Here is a 25999-nt window from a genome sequence, read left to right on the forward strand (position 1 = left end):
TCTCCTGTAGGAGCTACCGAAGGCTGCGATCTTTTGATTTTTGAAAGCAAGATCAAAAGATCGCAGCCTTCGGTAGCTCCTACAGGGAGATCATCGCAGGTTTCAGGTTTCCTCTTTGCCCAACCAGCGATAGATCCCGCCACCGACCACCGCGCCAATCAACGGCGCGACCCAGAACATCCACAACTGCGCGATCGCCCAGCCGCCGACCATCAGCGCTGGCCCCGTGCTGCGCGCCGGGTTCACCGAGGTGTTGGTGACCGGAATCGAGATCAGGTGAATCAGCGTCAGGCCCAGGCCGATGGCGATCGGTGCCAGCCCCGGCGGCGCGCGCCTGTCGGTCGCTCCCAGAATGATGATCACGAACATTGCCGTCATCACCACTTCGGTCACAAACCCTGCCGCCATCGAGTATTTGCCCGGCGAATGCTCGCCATACCCGTTGGAGGCCAGGCCGGCGGCGATGTCGAAACCCTCCTTGCCGCTGGCGATGTGTGCGATCAGCGCCGCGGCGAGAATCGCGCCGAGCACCTGCGCGATTATGTAGGCGGGCAACTCTTTGGCCGGAAACCGACCGCCGACGAACAGACCGACCGATACGGCCGGGTTGAGGTGACATCCGCTGATGTGACCGATGGCGAAGGCCATGGTCAGCACCGTCAGACCAAACGCCAGGGCCACCCCCAGCACCCCGATACCCAACGGTGAAGACGCGGCAATCACCGCGCTGCCGCAACCACCCAATACCAACCAGAACGTGCCTAACAACTCAGTGACTGAACGTTTGAACAGAGACATGAGAGGCGTCCTTGATAGCCCTGCTATCGAGACTGCATCGCGTTGTGCATCCCTGCAGATTTACTACAGGTTTCGTGCCGGAACCTTGGCTGAGTACAGCAGGCTTTTAACCGATTTCCAGCAGGCACAAAAAAAACCGCCAGCGCCCGTGGATGGCGGGCTGTGGCGGTTTTATCCAGTCGGAGCTGCGCAAATCCCCTGTGGGAGCGAGCCTGCTCGCGAAAGCGGTGTATCCGTCAACATCAATGGGACTGACAGACTGCTTTCGCGAGCAGGCTCGCTCCCACAGGATTTGCGTCGGGCAGAACTGTCAGTCGATGCCGACAAACCCCCCGGTCTGATGCGCCCACAGCCGTGCATACAAGCCACGGTGAGCCAGCAATTCAGCATGGGTGCCGCTCTCGGCAATCTTGCCGTTCTCCAGCACCACCAGGCGATCCATCCGTGCGATGGTCGAGAGTCGGTGCGCGATCGCGATCACGGTTTTGCCCTGCATCAGGGTCTCCAGGCTTTCCTGAATCGCCGCTTCGACTTCCGAGTCCAGTGCCGAGGTCGCCTCGTCCATGATCAGGATCGGCGCGTCCTTGAGCAGCACTCGCGCAATCGCGATACGCTGGCGTTGGCCGCCGGACAGTTTCACCCCGCGCTCACCGACATGCGCATCAAAACCTGTGCGGCCCTCAGCGTCCGACAATAGCGGAATGAACTCATCGGCGCGCGCCTTGTGCACCGCGTCCCACAATTCTGCGTCGGTCGCATCGGGTTTGCCGTACAGCAAGTTGTCACGGATCGAACGGTGCAGCAGCGAGGTGTCCTGGGTGATCATGCCGATCCGTGCGCGCAGGCTTTCCTGGCCGACTTCGGCGATGTTCTGGCCGTCGATCAGAATCCGTCCGCCTTCGACGTCGTAAAGGCGCAGGAGCAAGTTGACCAGGGTCGATTTGCCCGCACCGGACGGCCCGATCAAACCGATTTTCTCACCCGGTTTGATGTTCAGATTTAGGTCGCCGATGATCCCGCGTTTCTTGCCGTAGTGAAAATCCACATGCTCGAAACGCACTTCGCCACGGGCCACGTCCAGCGGTTTGGCCAGTTCGTGATCGGTGACGCTGACCGGCTGCGAGATGGTGCGCAGACCGTCCTGAACCATGCCGATGTTTTCAAAAATGCCGGTGACCACCCACATGATCCAGCCGGACATGTTGACGATGCGGATCACCAGGCCGGTGGCCAGCGCAATCGCACCGACAGTGATCAGCGACTGCGTCCACAACCACAGGGCCAACGCCGTCGTGCCGACAATCAGCAAACCGTTCATGGCAGTGATTGCCACGTCCATGCTGGTGACGACGCGACCGGCCATTTGTGCTTTGACGGTCTGTTCTTCGATGGCTTCCCTGGCGTAGTGCTGTTCAAAGTTGGTGTGGGCAAACAGCTTCAGCGTCGCGATGTTGGTGTAGCCGTCAACGATGCGGCCCATCAGTTTCGAGCGTGCGTCGGAGGCTTCCACTGAACGGTCTTTCACACGCGGTACGAAGTAATACAGCGCGCCGATGTAGGCGACGATCCACGTCAACAGCGGGATCATCAGGCGCCAGTCGGCCTCGGCGAACAACACCAGCGAACTGATCGCATAGATCACCACGTGCCACAGCGCATCCACCGCTTGCACCGCTGAGTCACGCAGCGAGTTGCCGGTCTGCATGATGCGCTGAGCGATGCGCCCGGCGAAATCGTTCTGGAAGAAATTCAGGCTCTGCTTGAGCACGTAGCTGTGGTTCTGCCAGCGGATCATGCTGGTCATGCCGGGGCTCAAGGTCTGGTGCACCAGTAGATCGTGCAGGCCGAAAAAGATCGGTCGCAGCACCAGGGCAACCACCAGCATCCACGTCAGTTCGAGGGCATGGTCGCTGAAGAAATTCGGGTTCGGTGTGCCTTGGGCCAGGTCGATGATGCGGCTCAGGTAACTGAACAGGGCCACTTCGATCAGCGCGGCGAACAGGCCAACGACGAGCAGGGCGGCAAAACTCGGCCAGACCTGCTTGAGGTAATAGGTGTAGAAGGGGAGAACGCGGTCCGGCGGAGACGCCGTCGGGGCTTCACGGAATATGTCGATCAGTTGTTCGAAACGGCGATAGAGCATCAGATAACCGCCCGGAGTACGGGCTCTCCTTTTATCGGTGTGAGCGGCGCGGGATCAGGCCGGCGCCGCTCGATACGCCCTGTACAGCTTAGTCGATGACTTTGGCCGACTTGATGATCACAGGGTCGGAAGGCACGTTTTGCATGCCTTGTCTTGTGGTGGTCGGCGAGTTGACGATGATGTCGACCACGTCCATGCCTTTGACCACTTTGGCGAACACTGCGTAACCGGCATCGCGGCCCGGGTCGAGGAAGTCGTTGTCCTTCACGTTGATGAAGAACTGGCTGGTGGCCGAGTTTGGATCGGAAGTACGTGCCATCGACAGGGTGCCACGAACGTTATGCAGACCATTGCTGGCTTCGTTCTTGATTGGCGCCTTGGTCTCTTTCTGCTGCATCTGTGGTGTGAAGCCGCCGCCCTGAGCCATAAAGCCCGGGATCACACGGTGGAAAATAGTGTTGGTATAGAAACCGCTGTTGACGTAATCCAGAAAGTTTTTGGTGCTGATTGGTGCCTTGACCGGATCCAGTTCGATTTCGATCTGGCCGTTGGTGGTGTCCAGCAGCACGTGCGGTGCTTTGACCGGCGTGGCAGCCATCAGGTTGGCGGCAAACAGCACAGTACCAGCGGCGAGGGCGAGTTTTTTCAACATGGGTCAGAGATCCTGAGATTGAATATCGGCTGCGGCGAGGAACTCCAGCAGCGTTTGATTGAAGCGTTCGGGTTGATCGAGCGGGGTGGCGTGGCGCGAATCGGCGATCACCACCAGCCGCGCATTCGGCAGTAGTTTTACATAGGTTTCTTTGAGTGCCACCGGTGTGTAGTCACGGTCGGCGCTGATGACGAGCGTTGGACAGGTCACTCGGGAAAGTCGTTCCTGAACGCCCCAGCCAACAATCGCATCGAAGCTGGCGAGATAAGCACGTTTGTCGTTTTTTGCCCAGCGTTCGGCCATTTTCTGCCGCAGATCAGCCTGCTCGGGCTTGGGGAAAAGCTTGCCGCCGAGGGCTTTGCCGATGGTCGCTAGGCTGAGCACGCGCATCAGGCTCCAGCGTTTGAACCACTGCCAGTAGTCGTCGCGGCTGCGTAGTTTGACCTCGGGCGCGCTGTTGACGATGGTCAGGCTCTTGAGCTGGTCAGGATGATCGACACCAAACTGGAAGCCGATCATCCCGCCCATCGACAGCCCGACGTAGTGCACCGGGCCGAGGTTCAAGTGCTCGATCAGCGCCAGCAGGTCGGCGCTGAAACCGGCAATGCTGTAGCGCTCGCGGGGTTTGTCCGAACGTCCGTGGCCACGGATGTCCGGAACGATCACCCGATAGTGCGCGGCCAGTGCCGGGATCTGCAGTTCCCAGTCCAGCGTGCTCGAACCGAGTCCGTGAACCAGCAGCAACGGCGTACCGTGGCCATATTCCTCGTAGTGCAGGTTGCAACCTTCGTGCTCGAAATACGCCATCGGTGAACTCCGTGTCAGGCTTGTTCAGGGGCGGCGAACGGTGCGTCCAGCGGCAAGGTGTCGAAGGTACGCAGCAGTTCGATGAGGATTTGCGTGGCCGGGCCCAGGGGTTTGTCCTTGTTCGAATACAGATAGAAGCTGGAATTGCGGTTGCCGCCTCTGTCCAACGGTAGCAGCTTGAGCGAGCCATCTTTCAGTTCGCGCTCGATCATGTGCCGGGGCAGCCAGGCAAAACCGAGGCCGCTGCTGACAAACGTGGCGGCCGTGGCAAGGCTACCAACGGTCCAGCGCTGCTCGGCGCCGAGCCAGCCGACATCCCGTGGTTGCTGGCGGCCGGAGTCGCGGATCACCACCTGCATCTGGGTTTCCAGATCCTGAAAGCTCAGCTCACGGTTGAGCCGGTGCAGCGGGTGATCGGGGTGGGCGACGGCGACAAACTCTACATCGCTCAATTCCGCGCCGAGGTAGCCGGGAATGCTCAGGCCGGTGATGGCCAGATCGGCGACCCCTTCGAGCAGCACTTCCTCGACACCCGACAACACTTCCTCACGCAGACGCACGCGGCAACCGCGACTCTGCGGCATGAACGCGGTCAACGCGCGGACAATCCGCGCGCTTGGATAGGCGGCGTCGACCACCAGCCGTACTTCGGCTTCCCAACCTTGCTCCATGTGATGGGCAAGGTCTTCCAGTTGACTGGCCTGTTTCACCAACTGCCGCGAACGACGCAGCAGCACGCCGCCGGCTTCGGTGAGCACGGCTTTGCGCCCGTCGATGCGCAGCAACGGCACGCCGAGCTGGTCCTGCATGCGGGCGACGGTGTAACTCACCGACGATTGCGAACGGTGCAAGGCCTCGGCGGCCTGGGCAAAACCGCCGTGGTCGACCACGGCCTGCAATGTTCGCCATTGATCAAGGGTCACGCGGGGCGCTTTCATCAATAGCTCCTCTTGTCCTAAGCTGGCCGTCCCTCATGGAGACTGCCGAATGAAAAAATTCTGTTGTGTGCTGCTGGCGCTGCTGCCGCTGACTGCTTTTGCTTACCCGATCGATGTGCAGAAAAATCTCAACGGCATGAAGATCGATTACGAGACCTTCGACACCGATAACGACATCGGCTCGATTCGGGTGGCCAACTACGGTGATGTCGATGCGACCTGCAAAGCGAAATTCAGCAATGGCCCGGAAGCGCCGCGCATCCGCAGCATCGATGTCCCGGCGGGCAAACATAAAAACGCCACGGCCAAGTTCACTCGCGAGATCATCAAGCTGCGCATCGAGCTGACCTGCACCCCGAAATAACAGCGTATTTACTGTGGGAGCGAGCCTGCTCGCGAAGGCGTAGTGTCAGTCGACACATTTTCTGACCGATATACCGCCTTCGCGAGCAGGCTCGCTCCCACAGGGTCCCAACTGCATCTAAACGAATTATTCGATGCTTTGCAGCAATTATTTGCGCTTTTTCATCGATTCGACTCTGTTTAACCTTCACTCCATCGACTTACAACATTCTCGGATGGAGGCTACACACCATGTCCCGCGTTCTGATCATCGAAAGCAGCGCCCGCCAGCAAGACTCGGTTTCCCGTCAACTGACCCAGACTTTCATCAGTCAGTGGAAAGCGGCGCATCCCAACGATCAGATCACTGTGCGTGACCTCGCCGCGAACCCGGTGCCCCACCTGGACAGCAACCTGCTGGGGGGCTGGATGAAGCCCGCCGAGCAGCGCAATGCCAACGAGCAATCGTCGCTGGATCGTTCCAACGAATTGACCGATGAGTTGCTCGCCGCCGACGTGCTGGTGATGGCCGCGCCGATGTACAACTTCGCCATCCCGAGCACCCTCAAGGCCTGGCTCGACCACGTGCTGCGTGCCGGCGTGACCTTCAAGTACACCGAAACTGGCCCGCAAGGCTTGCTCAGCGGCAAACGTGCCTACGTGCTCACCGCTCGCGGTGGCATCTACGCCGGCGGCCCGGCCGACCACCAGGAACCGTACCTGCGTCAGGTCATGGGTTTCATCGGCATCAACGACGTGACGTTCATTCACGCCGAAGGCATGAACCTCGGTGGTGACTTCCAGGAGAAGGGCCTGAATCAGGCCAACGCCAAACTGTCTCAGGTCGCTTGATAGCTTAATCGCCAGATAATCGCCGATTGTTTAAGTGTCCTGGCGCAACCCCTTCAAGGCTTTACGCGCATCGAACCTCCCTTTGCACTTGTTGCTCCTGAGTGCTGTAGCCCGATTGAACGCATTAGCGAGATCGGGCTTTTTTTTGCCTGCGATATTTTCTGGTTCAAACAATCCCTCTGTAGGAGCTGCCGCAGGCTGCGATCTTTTGATTTTAAAAAACAAGATCAAAAGATCGCATCCTGCGGCAGCTCCTACATGGGGATTTGTGTTGGTTCCAGAAAGTAAAAACCGCTATCGTCGCCGCCATTCGATTTCGAGGCGAGCATGGGCTATCTACTTTTTGTCACGCTGATCCAGGCGTTTTCCTTCAGTCTGATCGGCGAATACCTGGCCGGTCACGTCGACAGTTATTTCGCGGTGCTGGTGCGCGTAGTGCTGGCCGGGCTGGTGTTCATTCCGCTGACCCGCTGGCGCTCGGTGGAACCGGCGTTTATGCGCGGCATGCTGCTGATCGGTGCGCTGCAGTTCGGCGTGACCTACGTCTGCCTGTACCTGAGCTTCCGCGTGCTGACGGTGCCGGAGGTGTTGTTGTTCACTATCCTCACGCCGCTGCACGTGACCCTGATCGAAGACGCGCTGAACCGGCGCTTCAACCCTTGGGCGCTGATCGCCGCGTTGGTGGCGGTGGGCGGTGCGGCGGTGATTCGTTTCGACAGCGTCAGTCCGGACTTCTTCATGGGCTTTCTGCTGCTGCAACTGGCCAACTTCACCTACGCCGCCGGCCAGGTGATGTACAAGCATCTGGTGGCGAAGCACCCGAGTGACCTGCCGCATTACCGGCGTTTCGGCTTCTTCTACCTCGGCGCGCTGGCGGTGGTGTTGCCGGCATTCCTGATGTTCGGCAAAGCCAACTTCCTCCCGGAAGCACCGCTGCAGTGGGGCGTTTTGCTGTTTCTCGGTCTGGCCTCGACCGCGCTGGGCATGTACTGGTGGAACAAGGGTGCGTGCATGGTCAACGGCGGCACGCTGGCGGTGATGAACAATCTGCACGTGCCGGTGGGGTTGCTGTTGAATTTGCTGATCTGGAATCAGCATGAGGAGCTTGGAAGATTGTTCCTGGGTGGCAGCGTCATCCTTGCCGCCGTATGGATCAGTCGACTGGGTATCAGACGTACCGCATAACCCCTGCAGGAGCTGCCGCAGGCTGCGATCTTTTGATCTTTAAAGTCAAAAGATCGCAGCCTTCGGTAGCTCCTACACGGGAATTTTGGGTTACATCAGGTGTTTCTGTGGCTCGGGAATGCTGGCCGAGCCGAGCACCGCCGGCAGCAATCCCGAACGCAAATCCCCACCACTCGGCTGCTGATACAGGCTCAACCCGAACTCCGGCAGCACTGCTAGCAGATAATCGAAAATATCCCCCTGAATCCGCTCGTAATCGGCCCACGCCGTGGTGCGGGTGAAGCAGTAGATCTCCAGCGGAATACCCTGCGCCGTGGTTTGCATCTGCCGAACCATGCAGGTCATGTTCGGCTGAATCTCCGGATGACTCTTCAGATACGCCAGTGCATACGCGCGGAACGTGCCGATATTGGTCATGCGCCGGCGGTTCGCCGACATCGCCGCGACATTGCCCTGGGCCTCGTTCCACGCCTTGAGCTCGGCTTTTTTGCGGCTCATGTAATCGGTGAGCAAGTGTACCTGGGAGAGCTTTTCTTCTTCGTCGTCACGGATGAAACGCACGCCGCTTGCATCGATGAACAGGCTGCGTTTGATTCGTCGACCCCCGGATTGCTGCATGCCGCGCCAGTTCTTGAACGACTCGGACATCAGGCGCCAGGTCGGGATCGAGACGATGGTCTTGTCAAAGTTCTGCACCTTGACCGTGTGCAGGGTGATGTCGACCACGTCGCCATCGGCGCCGACTTGCGGCATTTCGATCCAGTCGCCGACGCGCAGCATGTCGTTGCTGGTCAGTTGCACACTGGCAACGAACGACAGCAGCGTGTCCTTGTAGACCAACAGAATCACCGCCGACATCGCACCCAGACCCGAGAGCAGCAACAGCGGCGAACGGTCGATCAATGTGGCGACGATGATGATCGCGCCAAACACGTACAGAACCATTTTCGCCAGTTGCACGTAGCCTTTGATCGAGCGCGTACGCGCATGTTCGGTACGCGCATAGATGTCGAGCAGGGCATTGAGCAGGGCACTGATAGAGAGCAGCAGGAACAGTATGGTGAACGAAAGCGCCACGTTGCCGAGAAAGGTCATCGCGGTTTTGCTCAGTTCCGGCACCAGGTGCAGGCCGAACTGGATCACCAGCGACGGCGTCATCTGCGCCAGACGCTGAAACACCTTGTTGTGGCGAAAATCATTGATCCAGTGCAGCGCCGGTTGGCGTCCGAGCATGCGGCTGGCGTGCAGGATCAGGTAACGCGCCACTCGTCCGAGCACCAGCGCGATGACCAATAACACCGTCAAAGCCAGACCGGCCTGCAACAGTGGATGTTGTTCGAGGGTGCCCCAGAGGTCCTGGGCGTTGTGCCAGAGCTGTTTGAAATCCATATGAGCAACGATTCTTCTGTAAGACGCGATGGGCGATTAGAGCATTTAAGACGCCGTGTATTACCGTTGGAGACAAATCGAGCAACAAAAAAGCCACTGATTACGTCCGTTTGTATAAAGAAACTCGGCCTGAGCGCTCGAAACCGGTAACCTATGCAGCTGTTTTTTTGCATATCTTCGAGGTAGCACCCGTGTTTTCCCAATTCGCCCTGCACGAACGCCTGCTAAAAGCTGTGGCCGAGCTGAAATTTGTCGAGCCAACGCCTGTGCAAGCCGCGGCCATCCCGCTGGCGCTCCAAGGGCGTGATCTGCGGGTGACGGCGCAAACCGGTAGCGGCAAAACCGCCGCTTTCGTTCTGCCAATCCTCAATCGCCTGATCGGCCCGGCCAAGGTTCGCGTCAGCATCAAGACGCTGATCCTGCTGCCGACCCGCGAGCTGGCCCAACAGACCCTGAAGGAAGTCGAACGCTTTTCGCAGTTCACTTTCATCAAGTCGGGCCTGATCACCGGCGGTGAAGACTTCAAGGTCCAGGCCGCCATGCTGCGCAAAGTGCCGGACATCCTGATCGGCACCCCGGGCCGGATGATCGAGCAACTCAACGCCGGCAACCTCGACCTCAAAGAAGTCGAAGTACTGGTGCTCGACGAAGCCGACCGCATGCTCGACATGGGCTTTGCCGAGGACGTGCAGCGTCTGGTCGACGAATGCCCTAACCGTCAGCAGACCATGCTGTTCTCCGCCACCACCGGCGGTTCCGGCCTGCGCGAAATGATCGCCAAGGTGCTGAACAACCCTGAGCACTTGCAGCTCAATGCGGTCAGCCAGTTGAACTCGACGACCCGTCAGCAGATCATCACCGCTGACCACAATCAGCACAAAGAGCAGATTGTGAACTGGCTGCTGGCCAACGAGACCTATCAGAAGGCTATCGTCTTCACCAACACCCGCGCCATGGCCGACCGCATCTACGGCCGCCTCGTGGCTCAGGAATACAAGGCGTTCGTGCTGCACGGCGAAAAAGACCAGAAGGATCGCAAACTGGCGATCGATCGTCTGAAGCAGGGCGGCGTGAAGATTCTGGTCGCTACCGACGTCGCGGCCCGTGGTCTGGATGTTGATGGCCTGGATCTGGTGATCAACTTCGACATGCCTCGCAGCGGCGACGAATACGTACACCGCATCGGTCGTACCGGTCGTGCCGGTAACGACGGTCTGGCGATCTCGCTGATCTGCCACGGTGACTGGAACCTGATGTCGAGCATCGAGCGCTACCTGAAGCAGAGCTTCGAGCGCCGCACTATCAAGGAAGTCAAAGGCACCTACGGCGGGCCGAAAAAGGTCAAGGCCTCGGGCAAAGCCGTTGGCGTGAAGAAGAAAAAGACCGACGCCAAGGGCGACAAGAAGAAAACCGCCGCCAAGACGCCAACCAAGCGCAAGAGCGTCAACCGTCCGAAGCCGGACTCGTTGGTGAGCAGCGATGGCATGGCACCGCTCAAGCGTCGCAAGCCAGCAGAGCCTGCGGCTGAATAAGCTTCCAGGCGTGCATAAAAAAACCCGGACAGTGTCCGGGTTTTTTTTCGTCCATCAGTTGCCGAGCTGGCCACTGGTGTCGGCATCAAAGCGCCGTTTGGTCTGATCAGCCGCCGGTTTCAATGCTGCGAGCAAGGCTGCCTCGCTGTACAGCCGCGTGACCGCCAGCTCCTTCGGCGTCGGCGCGATCGGAATCAGCACATCCTCACCGTCGGCGTGCAGCCAGATCGCTACAACGTGCAGTGCCGAGACAAACAGCACACGCAGCTCAACGGTTTTACCCTGCAATTGCGGCGCTTGTTCCGCCAGTTTCAGCGCAGCCACCGTCGCGGCGGCGTGATCGCCGTGGTTCAGCGAGGCAAACTCGACATGCCCGCGCACCTCGGCCAGTTGCGCATCGGCAATCGTCACGCCGTCGGCAAACACCAGGTAATGCCAGTCGCCGAGGCGGGCATCTTTCAGGCCTTTGCCGTGGCTCAAGTCCTCCAGATTCAGCGAGTAGCCACGGTACGCCTCGCTGAGGCTGATTTTCGCAGGTACTGCATTGGCGAACTGGCGATTGGCGCCGAACCCCTGGGTTTGCAGCGCGGCTTGCAGCGCCGGGCGTAAGGTTTGTACGCCGTTGGAAGGCGCCTTTGGATAAGTCAGTTGCATGATGTCGCCCTCCTAGTTTTTTACGGTGAAGTAGGTGTGAGTCCAGTTACCGCCGCCGTTGTAGGCTCGCGGAAACGCGTTCAGCGCACGGGTCGAATAGCCGTAGATCGAGTCTGCAACCAATACGTAATCGCCGTTGGTGCCGTAGATCGTCAGAAAGTGCGCACCGCCGCCGTACCAGGCGCAGCGCAGACCGACCGGGCGGCCCATGCTGATCTGGTTCCGAATGGCCGACATCTGCAACGAGCCCTGATTCATGCCGTTGTAACTACGGGTGGTTTGCAGGGCCGAATCCAGATAGCCGTAGACGTTGCACGGCCCCGGCTGGTTGCAGCAATTGCGATCAAGCTGGGTACTGGCCACGCCGCACTGAGTCCAGTTACCGGTGCCGTAATAATTGCCGACCGAGGCGGACACGGCGGCCCAGCACCAGTTGGTCTGGGTCTGTTTCTGCATATTGAAGTTGAGGCTGCCGGCGGCGAGGGCGCTGAGCTGTTCAGCGGCTTCGACTTCGACCAGTTGTGGGTCGAGCAGATGACTGGCCAGGCACCTTGGCAAAGATTCGCCGGTGAATTGCGTTGCTTCTGTGGTTAACATTTTTCAATCCTCCATGAGTGAAAACAAGCGTCCAGCTTGTGTGGGTGTAGCGGTGTTGCCGAGCGATCGGTGTTCAGCGGTTGCCATCTCCGATGGCCGGTTCCGATCTTGTTGCTCGATGTAACCGTAGATGCGGGTATGCGTTAATGCAAATAATTAATGCATTGGTGCATTTTCAAGGGCGAAAGATCGCAGACTTCGGACGTTCCTACAGGGATCGGTGTAGGAGCTGCCGAAGGCTGCGATCTTTCGCTTTTAGCTTTCCGCTTTTTTCTCCGCCGTGCCTAACTCTTTCAACCGCTGATCGATCAACTGGCACTTGTCCGGCAAATCGGCACTCGCCGTGCCCAAGTCCATCTTCTGCAACTCTGCGTTGATCTCCTCGGCTTTGGCCGGGTTCTGTTCGGTGAGCTTGGCGACCTCTTTGGCCAGTTGTTCGCGTTTGGCAGTGGCTTCTTCCGGCGTACAGGCCCAGGCGGGTAGGGCGCAGGCAAGGGTGGTGGCGATCAATAATGTGTTAAGTATTTTCATGGAGGACGGCCTCAGTTCCGGTCAAGGCGGGTTGATCGGTTGAGGGCTGCTGGCCTGGAAAAGTTCAGTGCAATGCACCTGATGCGCGTCGAGTTGTGTGACCGATAAGTCGCGATTTTCGGCAAAATCTTCATCATGTCTCGCAAAGGCGCATTCTAGAGCGGTGGCCAAAAATGCCTTGTTACAACTTATTGACGTCAGAATGATGGCAATCTACCATCGAGCCATCACATTGATATCAATGTGCGCTTTCGAGGGATCGAACAGACTTTTCGCATTCTGCACTGCGATTGTTTTCGCATCGTTTCGGACGTTCTGACCGAAACGCGCATTTATCCCCATTTGTTTCTTTAACTCTGCCGGCACTCTGATTTTTGTCGGGTAGGGATTGCTTTGCCTGTCGATTGCCCCGATCAACTTGCCCGTTGCAAAGAGATTTTAAACATGGATGTTCGCCAGTACGTCTTTCTCGCTCGTCAGCCTGCTGCTGCCGTGAAAAACCGCGAGTCTTTCCTCGGCATGCCCAAGCGCGGCCTGGCGTTTCTGCTGGCGAACGTGATGTTCTGGCAACCGATGTGGGCGCAGGCCGACGGCATTGTGGTGGCCAACCCGAATACCTCGCTGGATCGTGCCGGCAACGGCGTACCGATCATCAACATCGCCACGCCCAATGCCAGCGGGCTGTCGCACAACCAGTTCCATGATTACAACGTCGGTGCGCAGGGCGTCATTCTCAATAACGGATCGACTCAGACCACCGCCACGCAATTGGGTGGCCATATCATCGGCAACTCGAACCTGAAAAACAGCGGTTCGGCGCAAGCGATCCTCAACGAAGTCATCAGCGGCAACCCGAGCCAGTTGCGCGGTTACACCGAGGTGGCGGGGCAGTCGGCGCGGGTGATTGTCGCCAACCCGTATGGCATCACCTGTAACGGCTGCGGTTTCATCAACTCGCCACGCGTCACGCTGACTACCGGCAAACCTGTACTCGATAACGGCCGACTGGATCGCTTTCAGGTTGATCAGGGCTCGGTGGCCATCGAGGGTGCGGGACTCAACGCGACCAATGTCGACCGCTTCGAAATCATCACCCGCAGCGCGAAGATCAACGCCGAGATTCAGGCGCAGAACCTGACGATTGTCGCCGGTCGCAACGATGTCAACGCACAAACGCTGAATGCCACCGCCCGCGCCGATGACGGCAGCGCAAAACCGCAACTGGCCATCGACTCCTCGGCCCTCGGCGGCATGTACGCCGGGGCGATCAAACTGGTCGGCACCGAGGCCGGGGTCGGGGTGAAACTCGACGGCAAGCTGATTGCCAGCGGCGGCGATATCCAGCTCGACGCCAATGGCCAACTGAGTCTGGCCGACACCTCGGCCACCGGCGCCGTCAACGTCAAGGCCGCGAGCCTTGATGCACGCGGCCCGGTTTACGCCGGCACCGCGCTCAACGTGCAAACCCAAGGCAACCTGACCAACCGCCAGACCCTCGCGGCCCGCGACAGCATTAACCTCAGCGCTGGCGGGCAACTGACTAACGCCGGTGCCATCGAAGCGGGCGTTAACGCCGACGGCAGCCGCAATGCCAACGGCGATCTGAGCCTCACCGCGCAGAACCTCGACAACACCGGCAAGAGCCTCACCGCCAGCCGCAACCTGACGGTCAACACCGCACAAACCCTGAACAACCAGGGCGGTTCGCTCAGCGGGCAAACCGCTGCGATCACCGCCGGCACACTGGACAACCGCAACGCCGGCAAAGTGCAGAGCAACAGCACCCTGAACCTCAATGCTGCGCAGGTGCTCAACAGCCAGGGTGTGATCACCAGCAACGCCAGCCTCACCGCCAACATCGGCCAGTTGATCAACAGCAACGGCGAACTCAGCAGCCAGACCGACGCTGTTCTCAACGTCACCTCGCTGGATAACGTTGCCGGCCTGATGAGCGCCGGCCGTCTGCTCGACATCAGCGCCCTCGGCGCGATCAACAACCGCACCGGCCGGATCGGCGCCAAACAGACCTTGCTGGTAAAAGCCCAACAACTCGACAACAGCCAGCAAGGCCAGTTGACCAGCGAAGGCACGCTGACCACGCGGATCAGCGAGCAACTGAACAACCAGAACAAGGGCCTGATCCAGGCCAACGGCGCCATGGACGTGCAGGCCACGCGCCTGGATAACCGCGCCGGCAAGATTTCCAGCCTCAATACCCTGACCGTCAGCAGCGCCAACACCGACAACCGTGGCGGGACGATTCGCGCCGATCAGGCCGCCAAACTGCTGATCGATAACCTGGACAACCGCGACAAGGGTCGCCTCGAAAGCAAGACCGCGCTGAGCTTCGACGGCAACACGCTGAACAACAGCAACGGCGGCCTGCTGACATCGACCGGTCTGTTGAGCCTCAAAGCCAAAACCGTGACCAACGACGGTGGACGGATTTCCACCAAGGGCGATATCGACGCCAACATCGACAGCCTCAATCAAGAGCACGGTGAACTGGTCGCCGAAGGCAATCTGCTGCTGACCGGCAAAACCCTCAACAGCCATCAGGACAGCCTCGTCGGTTCGCTCAAGCGCCTGACCGTCAATGTCGAGCAGATCGACAACCGCGCCAGCACACTCTCGAGCCAACTGGACCTGCACATCAACGGCGCGCGTCTGGACAACAGCGACGGCGGCAAGGTGCTGTCCGACACCACGCTGGCGCTGAAAGTCGCGCAGATCATCAACGCCACTAACGGCCTGATATTCAGCAAAGGCGCGAGCACCCTCAGCGGCACCGGTTTGAGCAACGTCGGCGGGCGCATTGTCAGCCAGAACACTGTCGGGCTGACTTTCGACGGGGCCATGGACAACCAGCAAGGCCTGATCAGTAGCGAAAGGCAGATGACCCTTAACGCCGGCAGCCTCGACAACCGTCTGGGCAAACTGTCGAGCCTTGAAGCGATGGCGCTGACTGTCAGCGGTTCAGTGCTGAGTCAGGGCGGCCTGATCGCCTCGCAAAAAGGCCTGACCATCAAGAGCGGCAGTCTGGATAACAGCGCCAACGGCCTCATCAGTGCCAAGGCCGATTCGACCCTGACTACCGGCGAGTTGAAGAACCGACAGGGCGGCAGTATCGCTACCGACGGCACGCTGTTGCTCACCGCTGCGCACCTGGACAACTCCGGCGGCAGCCTCGGCAGTCAGCAGAAACTCGAAGTCTCGGTGACCTCGCTGGCGCAGGACGGCGGCGAGCTGTTCAGCAACGGCGACCTGACCCTGGACATGAACAACGGTCTGCTCGACAACCAGCGCGGCAACATCCATACGCCGGGCCAGTTGCTGCTGAAAAACCTCAAGGACGTCAACAACAGCGCCGGCGAAATCTCGGCCGCCAAGGCCTGGAGCGTCAACGCGCAAAACCTGAACAACGACGGTGGGAAGCTGCTCAGCAACGAAAAGCTCACGCTGGTCATTGAGCGTGCGCTGAGCAACGTCAAAGGCCTGATCGCCTCCGCCAGCCTCGACAGTCGCAGCGACAGTCTGAACAACAACAGCGGTGACATTCGTGTGCGGGGCGATGTCGATTTCAGCGTGACTGGCATGTTCGATAACCAGAACGGTGTGGTCATCGCCGACGACGGCATGACGATCACCGCCGCCAGTCTGGATAACCGTCAGGAAGGTCTGATCGGATCGACTAATGCGCTGAAGCTCAACGTCGCTCGCGTCGACAACCGCAGTGGCGAGCTGTCGAGCAAAAGCGACGTCAGCCTGATCGGCGCCTGGCTCGACAACAGCGACAGCGGTTACATGCTCGCCGGCGGCAATCTGGCGCTGACCGTCAATGACGTCATCAACCGCAATAAAGGCCTGCTGTCCGGTGACGGCGGGCTGACGCTGACCGGCAAGACACTGGAAAACAGCGGGCGCCTGACCAGCCAGAAAGACCTCTCGATCAACCTCTCCGGGGATCTGAACAACGCACAGGGCAGCCTCGTCAACGAAGGCGCTTTGGCGATCACCGCGCAAAGTCTCAACAACAACGCCGGTACTGTCTCCAGCGCCAACGCGCTCACCGTCGACACGCGCGGCGCCGTCAGCAATCAGGGCGGCAAACTGCTGACCGACGGCGATCTCACCCTCAACAGCAGCGCGCTGGATAACCAGCAAAAAGGTGTGATCAGCAGCAAAGCCAACCTGCACATCAGCACCGGTGCGCTCAATAACAACGATGGCGCGAGTATTTACGCCGCCGACCAATTGACCCTAACCGCCGGCCATGTCACCAACACAGCGGGCAGCTTCGGCGCCGGCAAGACGCTGACCGCCAATGTCCAAGGCCTTGATCAGCAGGGCGGCAAACTGTTCAGCGGCGGCACTGTCAGTGTCGATCTGAACGGCGGCGCGCTGAATAACCAGGGCGGGGTGATCAACGCGCCGGACCAGTTGCGGCTGAAAAACCTCACCGATGTGAACAACCGTGGTGGCGAGATTTCCAGCGATCAGACTTTTGAACTGATCGCCAAGTCGCTGGACAACAGCGGCGGGCAACTGCTGAGCAATCACAAACTCACCCTGACCATCGACCACGCACTGACCTCGATCAAAGGCACGATTGCCGCTGCGGCGTTGCAGGTTCGCGCTGCTAGTCTGGATAACAGCGACGGCGGCGTGTTGCTCAGTGACAGCGACATCGAGGTCACTGTCGATGGCCTGTTAAAAAACACCAACAAAGGCAGCATCCGCGCCGCGCAACAGCTGACCCTCAACAGCACCGGCCTGAATAATCACGGCGGCACGTTGGTTGGCGTCTCAGGCCTGTCGATGGATCTGGGCACCACCGCCCAGGATCTGAACAACCAGGACGGAGTGATCAGCAGCAAAGGCGGGTTAAGCATTGCCCATCTGCACGACCTGAATAACCAGAACGGCGTGATCAACAGCAAAGGCGTGCTGAGCATCGCCACCCTGCGTGACTTGAATAACCAGCAGGGCGAAATCTCCAGCGTCAACAGCTTCAGCCTCACCGGCAACCGTTTCGATAACCGTGGCGGCAACCTGATCAGCAACGATCAGTTGAGCCTCACGGCTGCCGAACTGAATAACCAGGGTGGACTGATTTCGGGCTGGAAGAGTGTCACCCTTACAGGCGGCACGCTCGATAACAGTCGCGAAGGCACCGTCTCCAGTCTGCTCGGCAACACCAGCATCGACCTCAGTGGCGCGTTGATCAACCACAGCAATGGGGGCGTGGGCGGCAAAGGCGAGGTGAGCATCAAGGCTACCAGTCTGGACAACAGCAACGGCATCGTCACGAGCGGCGGCAAGCAGACGTTGACCATCAGCGGCGGCAACATCAGCAACACCGCGGGTGGTTTGATCGAAAGTGGCGACGCACTGGATATCCGCGCCGCCACGCTGGACAACACCTCCGGCAGAATCAGCGCCACAAAAGCCCTGAATTTCACTGGCACGCAACTGAACAACACCAGCGGCAGTCTGGTTGGCGATGACAGCGTCACCCTCGACCTGCTCGGTGCTCTCAGCAATATCAATGGGACTCTGGGCAGTACCGGTGCATTCTTGATCAACCGCTCCACCAGCATTGATAACCGCGGCGGGCAATTGATCAGCCAGACCCTGCTGAGCCTGTTTACCAGCGGTGATCTGAACAACAGCCAACACGGCACCCTGTCGGCCAAAGATCAACTGGATATCGCCGCTGGCGGCACGCTGCATAATGAAAACGACGGCTTGATCTCCAGCCGCGATGCCGGTGTAACCCTTACCGCCGCCGCACTGAACAACGGCAAAGGCGCGGTGCAAAGCATGACCGCGCTGACCGTGATCACGGGCAGCGGCGCGATCGACAACCAGGGCGGCAAAATCATCGCCCAGAACGGCGACCTTACCCTCACCGCCGCCAGCCTCGACAGCCGTGGCGGGGTGCTCTCAAGTCTCAACGGTCTGCTGCAAACCCGCCTGAGCGGCGTGTTGCGCAACGGCCAGGGCGGCAAGATCGAAGGCAGTCGCCTCGACCTGCAGGCACTGGGCGGTATCTACAGCGACGGCGGACGGATCGCCGCCAACACCGGCAACATCCTGCTCAATGCCGGCGGTAACACCCTCGACAACAGCGGCGGCGGGATCTATGCCAAAGGTGTGGTGAAAACCATCGCCGGTCTGATGAGCAACAACAACGGCCAGATCAGCGGCAGCAACATCGAGCTGGGTGCCGACGGCAACCTGAGCAACCGCGGCGGCCTGATCGAAAGCGCCGGCACACTGGCGATTCGCGCGGCCAACCTCGACAACCAGGGCGGCAAACTGCGCGCGCTCGGCACCAGCGGCAAAACCGATTTCCAGATCGGCAGCCTGTTCGATAACCGTAATGGTCTGGTGGAAACCGCTAACACCGATTTCACATTGGCCGCGCCGAGCTTCCTCAATGCCGGCGGTTCGGTGACGCATGTCGGCCTCGGTGAATTCGGCATCTCCACCGCCAACGTGATGAACGCCGGCGGCTCGCTGGTGACCCGTGGCGGCCTGACGCTGAACGCGGACAGCTGGACCAACAGCAGCGTGATTCAGGCCGGGCGGTTGACGGTGAATGTCGGCAACTTTGTGCAGACTGCGAGCGGGCAGTTGCTGGCTTCCAATCAACTGGTGGGGCGTGGTGGTAACTGGAGCAACGAAGGCTTGATCGCCAGTGACGGCAGCCTGGACATGCAACTGGGCGGCACCTACGGCGGCAATGGACGTGTCAGCAGTCTGGGCGATATGACCTTCAATGCTGCGCAACTGGGCCTGAGCAGCGCCTCCAGTATCGGCGGTGGTGGCCTGACCACCGTTAACGTTGGTGGCCTGCTGAACAATGCCGGCGGACGACTGACCTCCAACTATGCGATGACGATCAACGCCGGCGCGGTGAGCAACACCGGTACGTTGGGGGCTGCGCAGGATCTGACGATCAGGACTGCAAGTCTGGTGAATAACCGCAGCCTGATTTTCAGTGGCGGCAACATGAATCTGATGGTCAACGATTTCACCAACCAGACCGGTGACGTTTACAGCATTGGCAATTTGACGATTGGCGGGCAATACGGCGGGCGTGCGAACAGCGTTAATAACCTTGCAGCTTCGATCAATGTCGATGGTGATTTTTCGCTGTCGGCCAATAGCTTCAATAACAAGACCGAGGGTGTGATTGGTGAGGAGAAATTTGTCTCTGGCGACATCACTTTTAACTGGCGTGACAATACGTTCTACGTGAAAGAAAGTTTTGACTCGCAATCTACGATCACCGGACCACAGGCATCGTTATCTGTTGCCGGAAACCTGACTGCCAACGTCGGGGCGTTTTCAAACATCGCCTCTCTGATATCGGCCGGACAAAATATCAAACTGGATGTGGATTCCTTTGATAATAAAGGGTTGCAGTCGGGCAGCTTCACGCGCTCGCGAACTTTCAAGCTGTCGTACGTGTCAGGCAGCTTGATAGACGGGTATGACAACGAACTGTACGACTATGCACTGAGGAACTCGAAATACGTTTATCGCTACGGGAAAAGCGTGCATGAGCCGGATAAGGGGGGAACCCATTGGGAATCCACAGACCTGGACAAGCAACTGACCACGACGATCAATACAAAGTACGGAGTAGGGCCTGAGGTTGCTGTGCCTGCGTCGATTCTCGCCGGTCAACTCAAAGACGACAGCAGGATCTTCACCAACGGCGGCGGCAGCGTTTCCTCGATCGTTCAGGCCGGCCAGGCCGTCCAGATCAACGCCAAAACCACGATCAACAACGGCAATCTGAACCCGTACACCAATTTTGGTGGCACAGTAAAAGAAACGGCCGACACCGGGGTGAAGAACTCCGCCAAACCCACCGTAGTCTTCTTGAATCCGCAGTTGCCTCCGGATCTGGCTCAACAGCAAGTCAATCCGCTGGCCCTGCCGGGCTTCACCTTGCCAACCGGTGATAACGGCCTGTTCCGACTCAGCCGCAAGGACGTTAGCGAACAGACGATTGTTGCGGCTAAAGACTGGACTATCGGCTCGATCACTGCCGCACCGTCCGGCCACGCAGGCGGAATGCCGGTCAGGCATGCCACCGATTTCCAGATCGACAAAGACGATCCGGTCTCGATGAAAAAACGCGACCTGGCGCTGAGTGATGCAGCCTCACTGAATCTCAACGACAGAACGGCGCAGTTCAACGTCGGCGCAACTGCTCCTGACGGACCAGTAGGTGTGCTGCTGCCAACGCGTGGCAACGGCGCCTTCGATGTACCGCGCGTACAAGGCTTGCCTGACACCAGCGTGCGTTCCAACCCGCACAAATATCTGATCGAGACCAACCCGGCGCTGACCGATCTCAAGCAGTTCATGAGTTCGGATTACTTGCTCGACAAACTCGGCTACGACCCCGACAACAGCGCCAAGCGTCTGGGCGATGGTCTGTTTGAACAACGTCTGGTGCAGCAAGCCGTGGTCGCCCGCACCGGCCAGCGTTTCATCGACGGCCAGACCTCCGACGAAGCCATGTTCAAGTACCTGATGAACAACGCCATCGCCAGCAAGAATGAACTCAACCTGTCGATGGGCGTGACCTTGACCGCCCAGCAAGTGGCGGCACTGACCCACGACATCGTCTGGCTCGAAGAGCACGAAGTGAACGGTGAGAAGGTGCTCGTGCCTGTCTTGTATCTAGCCCATGCCGATAACCGCCTGGCGCCGAACGGTGCGCTGATCCAGGGCAATGATGTTGACCTGATCGCGGGCCAGAACCTGACCAACGCAGGAACGTTGCGCGCTACCAACAATCTGGCGGCCAGTGCCGGGCAAGACCTGACCAACAGTGGCTTGATTGAGGCGGGGAATCGGCTGGGGCTGCTAGCCACCCATGACATCATCAATAAATCAGGCGGTGTCATTTCCGGACGCGATGTCACCATGGTGACGCTGACCGGAGACGTCATCAACGAGCGCACGGTCAACAGTACGGTCTTGAACAACAAGGGCCAAATCCAGCAACGGGACTACGTTGATAGCGCTGCACGTATCGAAGCAGCCAATGATCTGACCATCTTCTCGGGCCGGGACGTGCTTGGCATTGGTGGTGCCATGTCCAGCGGGGGAGACACGCGGATCGAGGCCAGCCGAGATATCGCCATCGCTTCGGCGCAACAGCTGAGCGTTGACAGTGGCGGCAAGGAAAAACGCAGCTCCATCACGCAGTACGGATCCAGCATCAATGCTGGGCGCGATATCCTGATGAGCGCGGGCCGTGACTTTGCCGCCGTGGGCAGTGACATGAACGCCAAGCGAAATTTCACCCTCGTTGCAGAGGGTGATGTGACGATTGCTTCAGCCGCTGATGAAAGTCACTCCTATTCAAAAACCAAAAAACTCACGACTCAGGAAGACCACGTTAAACAGATTGCCAGCACGATCACTGCCGGTGGTGATGTCGCGATCCGGGCAGGTAATGATTTGGCGCTGATCTCCAGTCGTATCACCGCTGGCGATGAAGCCTATCTGGTGGCGAAGAACGATATTCAAGTGCTTGCCGCACAAGACACGGACTACTCTTTGTACGACAAAAAAGACAAAGGTAGTTTTGGCAAAAAGAAATTGAAGCATGACGAAGTCACGCAGGTGACGAACGTTGGCAGTGAGATTACGACCGGTGGAAACCTGGCTGTAGTGAGTGGCGGCGATCAACGATTCCAGGTCGCGAAACTCAACAGCGGTGGCGATATCCTGTTGGACAGTGGTGGGCAGATTGTCTTTGAAGGCGTGAAAGATCTGCACGATGAGAGCCATACGAAAACCAACAATAATGCGTTCTGGAACTCTTCCAAAGGTAAGGGCAATACCGACGAAACGTTCCGTCAGACGCAGATGTTTGCCAAGGGCGACATCGTCATCAAAGCGGTCGATGGCCTGAAAATCGATGTAAAGGAGGTCAATCAGCAAACGGTCAGCGAGTCCATTGATGCCATGGTCAAGGCCGATCCGCAGATGGCCTGGCTTAAACAGGCAGAAGAACGTGGCGATGTGGACTGGCGGCAGGTCAAGGAGATTCATGAGTCTTTCAAATACCAGAACTCCGGCTTGGGGCCAGCTTCACAACTGATCATTGCCATCGCCATGGCTGCCATCCTCGGACCGATGATGGCCGGCATGAACGCAATGTTGCAGGGAGTCGCCATTACCGCCGCAACCAAAGCGACGGTCAGCACGATCGACAACCGCGGTAACCTTGGAAAAGTGCTCAAGGACGTTACGTCCGAAGATGCCTTGAAAAGCTACGTCGTGGCGGCGGCAACTGCAGGCGTTACTCAGGGAATGAAGTTCGATGTGGGCAATATCACTCTGACGCCGGAGGGCCTCAAGGCTGTGGCGACCAAAGTGACTGCCGATGCGTTGATCAAAACCGTCGTCTACGGAGGCAGTTTCAAGGACAACCTGGTCAGCTCTGCGGCCGGAACGCTGGCCAGCATCGGCGCAGCCATGGGCGCTGGGGAAATTGGCGACCTGAAACTGCCTGAGGGCAGCCTGGAGAAAATTCTCCTGCACGCCGGACTCGGCGGTCTGGTGTCCAAAGCCATGGGCGGAGATTTCGGCACCGGAGCGCTTGCCGGTGGTGCCAACGAGTTTCTGGTCGGTTTGCTGGGCGATAAGCTCTTGCCGGAAAACTATGTTCCAGGAACCCCTGAATACATTCAGGCGCAGGCCAATCTGCTGGCCGTCTCACAAATAGTGGGGGTGTTGGGCGCCGCCGCTTCCGGTAGCGATGTGGGTATCGCCGCTTCGGTGGCCGCCAATGGAACGCTTTACAACTATCTGTCTCACCAAGCCTTCGAGGAAGTCGAAAACTGCCTCAATGGCAAAACCTGCACGACGAAGGAACAGAAAGACGCTGCAATCGCAAAGGCCGAAAAGCTGAGCGAATTTCTTGATTCGGAAATGCGCAGCATGTGTGACAAGGCCCCGCAAAGTGATGGCTGCCGCACGGCGGTCAACTCGGCACTCAAATACATTGCCATGCAGGATGCGTGGAATGTCATGCACAAAGACGTGGCACGTACATCGCAAACGACCTTTGACTATCTCTACAACACCCAAGGTGCTTCTGATCGTCTGGTGACCTATCTGAACACGATCGATAACCGAGCCAACTTTTTCGGTGCGAGCAATGTGTATGAGCAACAACTCGGAATAGGCGCGTCATGGTTTGGAGGCGCTGAGACCGTTTCCCGAGCGCTGTTGACCGGTCTGGGCGCAGATGGCAATGCATCGTTCCTCAGCTTTGGTCTGGGCTGGTTCCTGGCGCCCGTTTATGACTGGCGTAAAGCGGCTGGCGATGCGTTGATTACAGGCGGGTTTGATAACTTCAAAGACCTTTACAATAAAAACGCTACGGATCCGGCAGGCTGGGATATCAAACAATTGAAGAACGAGCAGTCGTTGTTGCAGACCATTCATGAGAAGTTTCTGGGTGATCACACGTTCTTTCAAACGGTTGGCAAGTACGCAACAGATACATCACTCAACCCGTTTATTGGCGACAAACAGGGTGTCGATGGTGGCGTGATTATTTTGAATTACGACTCAAGGGTCGAATATGGCTGTAAATTGCTGGGTCTTTCGAAAAGCCAGGGTTGCGCACCATGAGTAAGACGGGGTATCCACGCCGCAGGGTTTTTCTGGCGTTTCTTTTATGCCCGTTCGTTTTGGGGTTCATTGGGGGGATCATCAAGACCATCACTCTGCTTGCTCACTTGGTCAATACCCCGAAACTCTTGGGCGAGGTCAGGGGAGGCGAACTGGTTCTGATGCCGCTATTAGCGCCATTTCTTGCGCAACTGATTTTCCTCCTGCCCTTTTTAATATTGGCAGGGGCAATTTCATTGCTGAAGGTCAGGAGGACGACGGCGAACTGTTCGCTGGTGGCACTGGCGGGTGCCAGTGTCGCCACCGGGTGGGTGTTTTGTTTCGTCCTGCTCGTGGTGTTCGACGAAGACATTAAGGGCGGCGGGATTTCGGATTATCTGATGGAGTTGTCGGGCGTGTTTTTCGCATCACTGGCGACGTGTTGGTTCGCCGCCAGATTGTTCCTTCCTCAGGGAAACATTGATACTTACCGCTCCGGCGACAAAACAATTCAGAGTCCCTGAACAGGCGCCCGGAAGGATGCGAAAGAGGGCACTAGTGAGCGCACCCACTCCCACAATTTCCGTCTACTCGCTACTTATTTTTCGTGGCAGCAACTTGACGCTTTTTCCCCGTCATACTGATCATGGTGCCGCACCCACTCCATGATCTCGTCCTCATTCCTGCCCTTGGGCGTGAGGTCGAGATAGTTGTAGGCACCGACCAGCATGTCCAGACCGCGAGCGTAAGTTGAGTAGGTGTGGAAGATGTCGCCCTTTGCATCACGATAAAACACGCTCAGGCCGGGCATTTCTTCCTCGGCGCTGTCAGTCTTTTCGTAGTTGTATGTAGCTTTTCCAGCGGCGACATCTTCAGCCCGGGCACAAACGCCGAAGTCATAGTTGAAGTCGCAACCCTCTGACGACACCCAGTCAAACTTCCAGCCCATGCGCCGTTTAAAGTCCTGGAACTCGTTGAACGGCGCATGAGACACAGCAACCACCGCAATATCGTGATGCGCCAGATGCAGGTTGGCGCCATCAATGTGGTCACTGAGGAACGAGCAACCCTGGCAACCTTCCTCCCAGTCCTTGGCAAACATGAAGTGGTAAACCACCAATTGGCTGTGTCTGCCAAACAGATCGGTCAGCTTCAATTCGCCGTTCGGACCCTGAAAGTGGTAATCCTTGTCGACCTGCAGCCATGGCAAGGCGCGACGTTCAGCGCTAAGCCGATCGCGTTCCTTGGTGAACGCTTTCTCGTGGGTCAGATGCTGTTTACGGGCGGCGAGCCATTCTTCGCGCGATACCACCGGATGATTCTCAACGTTCATGATGATTTCTCCTGCGGGGTTGAAACCGTCTGTTTCAGACTAGTCGTTTAACCCTGCGGGAAATCGACAGACCGCCGGTCGGTCGCCTCGGGAAATGCGGCTGAACGGCTGGGAATCGCTCAGGTCACAACCTATGAACGCGCCATAAATCACGCGCACCGGAGGTTGTATCAGGATGACGACTTATAACTGGGATTTGATTGAACGCTTGCTGCATGAAGTGCAGAACAGTGCCGGCCACAGTTTTGCCCCGCGGGCCTACGCCGAAGACTATGCGGCAGCGAAAGCCAGCGCCGGCGAGCCGATCGAGAATCTGGATCATCTGAAAACGCTGGCTTGCGACTATGAACGGTTGTTGCTCCTGCGCGGCTATATCGCACCGCGCCCGGATGAGGAGGGCAGCACGGGAAACAATTTTGTGCTGACGCCACGCGGTTCTAGCCTGCTGAGCCTGATCGACAGCAGCATTCCCGGCAATGATCACCCGCGTCAGGTGCTGGATGAGCAAGAGGATGCGCTGGCTGAGGCGACTTTTGATGAAGTGGCGTCTAAAGCCCAGATCGCCTGAGATCAAAGATATCCCCATGT

The 25999-nt window shown here is 58.4% G+C and carries 17 protein-coding genes; 7 read left to right on the plus strand and 10 right to left on the minus strand.

Annotated elements, in window-relative coordinates; translation table 11 throughout:
• Positions 1-102: 102 nt before the first annotated feature.
• The 5 genes from aqpZ to QZR14_RS14270 all read right to left on the minus strand — a co-directional run bounded on the left by aqpZ (position 103) and on the right by QZR14_RS14270 (position 5338).
• Positions 103-798 carry an aquaporin Z gene (gene aqpZ / locus QZR14_RS14250; protein ID WP_250603595.1) on the minus strand — a complete coding sequence of 232 codons (696 nt, stop codon included), beginning with the start codon at positions 796-798 and terminating at the stop codon, positions 103-105.
• A 310-nt stretch (positions 799-1108) separates the two neighbouring features.
• Complete coding sequence (locus QZR14_RS14255; RefSeq protein WP_250603597.1) at positions 1109-2941, minus strand: ABC transporter ATP-binding protein; 1833 nt, start codon at positions 2939-2941, stop codon at positions 1109-1111.
• 88 nt (positions 2942-3029) lie between these two features.
• Positions 3030-3593: a peptidylprolyl isomerase gene (locus tag QZR14_RS14260; protein ID WP_250603599.1), complete on the minus strand. Its 564-nt coding sequence runs from the start codon at positions 3591-3593 to the stop codon at positions 3030-3032.
• Between the two features lie 3 nt (positions 3594-3596).
• Positions 3597-4400 carry an alpha/beta fold hydrolase gene (locus QZR14_RS14265; RefSeq protein WP_311996915.1) on the minus strand — a complete coding sequence of 268 codons (804 nt, stop codon included), beginning with the start codon at positions 4398-4400 and terminating at the stop codon, positions 3597-3599.
• A 14-nt stretch (positions 4401-4414) separates the two neighbouring features.
• Complete coding sequence (locus QZR14_RS14270; RefSeq protein ID WP_007914443.1) at positions 4415-5338, minus strand: LysR family transcriptional regulator; 924 nt, start codon at positions 5336-5338, stop codon at positions 4415-4417.
• Between the two features lie 49 nt (positions 5339-5387).
• Between QZR14_RS14270 and QZR14_RS14275 the strand changes: the two genes are divergently transcribed.
• The 3 genes from QZR14_RS14275 to QZR14_RS14285 all read left to right on the plus strand — a co-directional run bounded on the left by QZR14_RS14275 (position 5388) and on the right by QZR14_RS14285 (position 7717).
• Positions 5388-5702, plus strand: a complete 315-nt coding sequence (locus QZR14_RS14275; RefSeq protein WP_250603603.1) for a 3-phosphoglycerate kinase — start codon at positions 5388-5390, stop codon at positions 5700-5702.
• Between the two features lie 230 nt (positions 5703-5932).
• On the plus strand, positions 5933-6532 hold the full coding sequence (locus QZR14_RS14280) for an FMN-dependent NADH-azoreductase (protein ID WP_110720045.1): 600 nt from the start codon (positions 5933-5935) through the stop codon (positions 6530-6532).
• A 327-nt stretch (positions 6533-6859) separates the two neighbouring features.
• Positions 6860-7717 carry a carboxylate/amino acid/amine transporter gene (locus QZR14_RS14285; RefSeq protein WP_311996916.1) on the plus strand — a complete coding sequence of 286 codons (858 nt, stop codon included), beginning with the start codon at positions 6860-6862 and terminating at the stop codon, positions 7715-7717.
• Positions 7718-7807: 90 nt separating this feature from the next.
• On the opposite strand, the gene QZR14_RS14290 is transcribed toward QZR14_RS14285, so the two are convergent.
• Positions 7808-9106 carry a mechanosensitive ion channel family protein gene (locus tag QZR14_RS14290; RefSeq protein ID WP_250603609.1) on the minus strand — a complete coding sequence of 433 codons (1299 nt, stop codon included), beginning with the start codon at positions 9104-9106 and terminating at the stop codon, positions 7808-7810.
• A gap of 191 nt (positions 9107-9297) precedes the next feature.
• Between QZR14_RS14290 and QZR14_RS14295 the strand changes: the two genes are divergently transcribed.
• Positions 9298-10638, plus strand: coding sequence for a DEAD/DEAH box helicase (locus QZR14_RS14295; protein ID WP_103306179.1), 1341 nt, complete (start codon positions 9298-9300; stop codon positions 10636-10638).
• Between the two features lie 54 nt (positions 10639-10692).
• Here the strand turns inward: QZR14_RS14295 and QZR14_RS14300 are convergent, their stop codons facing one another.
• The 3 genes from QZR14_RS14300 to QZR14_RS14310 all read right to left on the minus strand — a co-directional run bounded on the left by QZR14_RS14300 (position 10693) and on the right by QZR14_RS14310 (position 12420).
• Positions 10693-11292: a hypothetical protein gene (locus QZR14_RS14300; protein ID WP_250603611.1), complete on the minus strand. Its 600-nt coding sequence runs from the start codon at positions 11290-11292 to the stop codon at positions 10693-10695.
• Positions 11293-11304: 12 nt separating this feature from the next.
• Positions 11305-11889: a papain-like cysteine protease family protein gene (locus tag QZR14_RS14305; RefSeq protein WP_311996917.1), complete on the minus strand. Its 585-nt coding sequence runs from the start codon at positions 11887-11889 to the stop codon at positions 11305-11307.
• Positions 11890-12144: 255 nt separating this feature from the next.
• Positions 12145-12420, minus strand: coding sequence for a hypothetical protein (locus tag QZR14_RS14310; RefSeq protein WP_311996918.1), 276 nt, complete (start codon positions 12418-12420; stop codon positions 12145-12147).
• Between the two features lie 444 nt (positions 12421-12864).
• On the opposite strand from QZR14_RS14310, the gene QZR14_RS14315 reads away from it, so the two are divergent.
• Both QZR14_RS14315 and QZR14_RS14320 read left to right on the plus strand, forming a co-directional pair.
• Positions 12865-24099: a two-partner secretion domain-containing protein gene (locus QZR14_RS14315; RefSeq protein WP_311996919.1), complete on the plus strand. Its 11235-nt coding sequence runs from the start codon at positions 12865-12867 to the stop codon at positions 24097-24099.
• A complete protein-coding gene (locus QZR14_RS14320) occupies positions 24096-24602 on the plus strand; it encodes a hypothetical protein (protein WP_311996920.1) in 507 nt (168 codons plus the stop codon). Before QZR14_RS14315 ends, QZR14_RS14320 begins: the two co-directional genes overlap by 4 nt.
• Positions 24603-24676: 74 nt before the next feature.
• Here QZR14_RS14320 and QZR14_RS14325 read toward each other — a convergent pair whose 3' ends face one another.
• A complete protein-coding gene (locus QZR14_RS14325) occupies positions 24677-25411 on the minus strand; it encodes a DUF899 domain-containing protein (protein ID WP_311996921.1) in 735 nt (244 codons plus the stop codon).
• A gap of 175 nt (positions 25412-25586) precedes the next feature.
• Between QZR14_RS14325 and QZR14_RS14330 the strand changes: the two genes are divergently transcribed.
• Positions 25587-25979 (plus strand): hypothetical protein, encoded by a 393-nt coding sequence (locus QZR14_RS14330; protein ID WP_007914475.1) that lies wholly within the window; start codon positions 25587-25589, stop codon positions 25977-25979.
• Positions 25980-25999: the final 20 nt, after the last annotated feature.

Origin of the sequence: Pseudomonas sp. rhizo66, assembly GCF_031931925.1 — a bacterium.
Classification (GTDB): domain Bacteria; phylum Pseudomonadota; class Gammaproteobacteria; order Pseudomonadales; family Pseudomonadaceae; genus Aquipseudomonas.

Bases quoted from the DNA above. Each gene is read 5' to 3' on its own strand.
- aqpZ (WP_250603595.1), bottom strand. From the start codon at position 798: ATGTCTCTGTTCAAACGTTCAGTCACTGAGTTGTTAGGCACGTTCTGG.
- QZR14_RS14255 (WP_250603597.1), bottom strand. From the start codon at position 2,941: ATGCTCTATCGCCGTTTCGAACAACTGATCGACATATTCCGTGAAGCC.
- QZR14_RS14260 (WP_250603599.1), bottom strand. From the start codon at position 3,593: ATGTTGAAAAAACTCGCCCTCGCCGCTGGTACTGTGCTGTTTGCCGCC.
- QZR14_RS14265 (WP_311996915.1), bottom strand. From the start codon at position 4,400: ATGGCGTATTTCGAGCACGAAGGTTGCAACCTGCACTACGAGGAATAT.
- QZR14_RS14270 (WP_007914443.1), bottom strand. From the start codon at position 5,338: ATGAAAGCGCCCCGCGTGACCCTTGATCAATGGCGAACATTGCAGGCC.
- QZR14_RS14275 (WP_250603603.1), top strand. From the start codon at position 5,388: ATGAAAAAATTCTGTTGTGTGCTGCTGGCGCTGCTGCCGCTGACTGCT.
- QZR14_RS14280 (WP_110720045.1), top strand. From the start codon at position 5,933: ATGTCCCGCGTTCTGATCATCGAAAGCAGCGCCCGCCAGCAAGACTCG.
- QZR14_RS14285 (WP_311996916.1), top strand. From the start codon at position 6,860: ATGGGCTATCTACTTTTTGTCACGCTGATCCAGGCGTTTTCCTTCAGT.
- QZR14_RS14290 (WP_250603609.1), bottom strand. From the start codon at position 9,106: ATGGATTTCAAACAGCTCTGGCACAACGCCCAGGACCTCTGGGGCACC.
- QZR14_RS14300 (WP_250603611.1), bottom strand. From the start codon at position 11,292: ATGCAACTGACTTATCCAAAGGCGCCTTCCAACGGCGTACAAACCTTA.
- QZR14_RS14305 (WP_311996917.1), bottom strand. From the start codon at position 11,889: ATGTTAACCACAGAAGCAACGCAATTCACCGGCGAATCTTTGCCAAGG.
- QZR14_RS14310 (WP_311996918.1), bottom strand. From the start codon at position 12,420: ATGAAAATACTTAACACATTATTGATCGCCACCACCCTTGCCTGCGCC.
- QZR14_RS14315 (WP_311996919.1), top strand. From the start codon at position 12,865: ATGGATGTTCGCCAGTACGTCTTTCTCGCTCGTCAGCCTGCTGCTGCC.
- QZR14_RS14320 (WP_311996920.1), top strand. From the start codon at position 24,096: ATGAGTAAGACGGGGTATCCACGCCGCAGGGTTTTTCTGGCGTTTCTT.
- QZR14_RS14325 (WP_311996921.1), bottom strand. From the start codon at position 25,411: ATGAACGTTGAGAATCATCCGGTGGTATCGCGCGAAGAATGGCTCGCC.
- QZR14_RS14330 (WP_007914475.1), top strand. From the start codon at position 25,587: ATGACGACTTATAACTGGGATTTGATTGAACGCTTGCTGCATGAAGTG.